General features: G+C 61.2%; 2 protein-coding genes and 1 pseudogene. All 3 read right to left on the reverse strand.

The window, feature by feature from the left end:
• Positions 1-77, reverse strand: a pseudogene (locus EN879_RS40790) (SGNH/GDSL hydrolase family protein); the annotation flags it as partial.
• A 62-nt stretch (positions 78-139) separates the two neighbouring features.
• On the reverse strand, positions 140-880 hold the full coding sequence (locus EN879_RS35455) for a thioredoxin family protein (RefSeq protein WP_063169157.1): 741 nt from the start codon (positions 878-880) through the stop codon (positions 140-142).
• 164 nt (positions 881-1,044) lie between these two features.
• Positions 1,045-1,512: class I fructose-bisphosphate aldolase (locus tag EN879_RS35460; protein ID WP_127274693.1), on the reverse strand; the 468-nt coding region annotated here is incomplete at its 5' end.

Consider the following 1,512-nt stretch of genomic DNA (forward strand, 5'->3'; position numbering starts at 1 on the left):
GTGCGGCGTCGCACGCCGAGGCCTTGCCAGATATAGACCGGGAAGGCGAGCCAGGAGAGTAGGGCCGGGAAGCGCATGGCAGTACCGTTAAACGATCAGCGGCAGCCTTAGCGAATGTTTTGGCCGACGGGAACGATCTTCAATCGCAGCAACTCGCCTGCCCCGCCTGCTTGCCCTGATATTCGTCGTGCAGCCGCACCCAATCCATCAGGCCGTGATAGGGGCCGTTCTCGTTGCGGCCCTTCGGCGTCATGTCGAGATAGTCGTAGGCGCCGATCTGCGCCTCGCCGCCGCGGGCGCGCGACATGAAGGTGAGGAAGATGTCGCCGGTCTCGTCCCTGTAGAAGACGCTGGTGCCGGGAAGCTCCTTCGATGTCCGTGGACGGGTCTCGAAATTGTAGGTGGTGCAGCCGGCGGCGATCTGCTTGTCGGTGAAGGAGACCTGCATGTCGAAGTTGAAATCCGAGACATAGGACGACACCCAGTCGAACTTCCAGCCCATGCGCTGCTTGTAAGGCAGAAGTTCCGCCAGGGGAGCGCGCGAAACCACGACCAGCGACACGTCGTGATGCCGTAGATGCTGATTGGCGCCGTCGATATGGTCGGCAAGGAATGAGCAGCCCTCGCAATGATGGGTGCAGCCCGGCCCGAACATGAAGTGATAGACGATCAGCTGGCTGTTAGTGCCAAACAGGTCGGTCAGTCTGTTTGGCCCTTGTTCGGTCTCGAAGACATAGTCTTTCCTGATCTTCAGCCAGGGCAGTTCACGCCGTTCCGCGGCGATCCGCTCGCGAAACCGCGTCAGTTCCTTCTCGCGCGCCAGATGTGCCTTGTGCGCCTGGAACCAGTCTTCGCGCGAAACGATCTTGTTGCGATGCATGAACCTCTCCCTGAATGTCATCCCAAGGACGTTGGGGATGGGCGCAACCCGACATCGCCGGAGAGGAAATAAGGACGGAGAGGCTCCGCCCCAAGCCCTGCAAGTCACAAACAAAAAACCCGGGCGCATCGGCCCGGGTTCGAAGGAGGAAGAAAGGACTGTGATCAGGCGGCCTGTTCCAGGCTCGCCTTCCATTTTCCGAGCGCTGCCAGATGGTTCATGTGGGCGCGATGGGTGAAGGCGGCCTGGCCGGCGGCAACGTTCGAGGCTTTGCCGCTCCAGGCTTTCTGTGGCGCGGCCTGCAGCGCGCGACCATAGGAGAAGGTCAGCTTCCACGGGTGCGGCCCGATGGCGTTGATGGCGTTGAGATTGGCGGTCGCCTCTTCGTCTTCCTGGCCGCCGGAAAGGAAGGCGATGCCCGGCACCGCTGCCGGCACTGTCTCGCGGAACAGTTTTATGGTCTTTTCGGCGACTTCTTCGGGGCTGCTCACCTTGCCCGATTTCCTGCCGGCCAGCACCATGTTGGGCTTCAGGATGGTGCCTTCCAGCACGACGCGCGCCGCATGGAGCTCGTCATAGAGCTTGATCAGCGTTGCCTTCGAAATGTCGTAACAAGTGTCGATGTCGTGGGC

Origin of the sequence: Mesorhizobium sp. M7A.F.Ca.AU.002.02.1.1 (assembly GCF_003998535.1) — a bacterium.
In the GTDB taxonomy this organism is placed as follows: domain Bacteria; phylum Pseudomonadota; class Alphaproteobacteria; order Rhizobiales; family Rhizobiaceae; genus Mesorhizobium; species Mesorhizobium ciceri.

Excerpts from the sequence above, each read along its gene's own strand:
- EN879_RS35455 (WP_063169157.1), bottom strand. The coding sequence starts at position 880 with ATGCATCGCAACAAGATCGTTTCGCGCGAAGACTGGTTCCAGGCGCAC.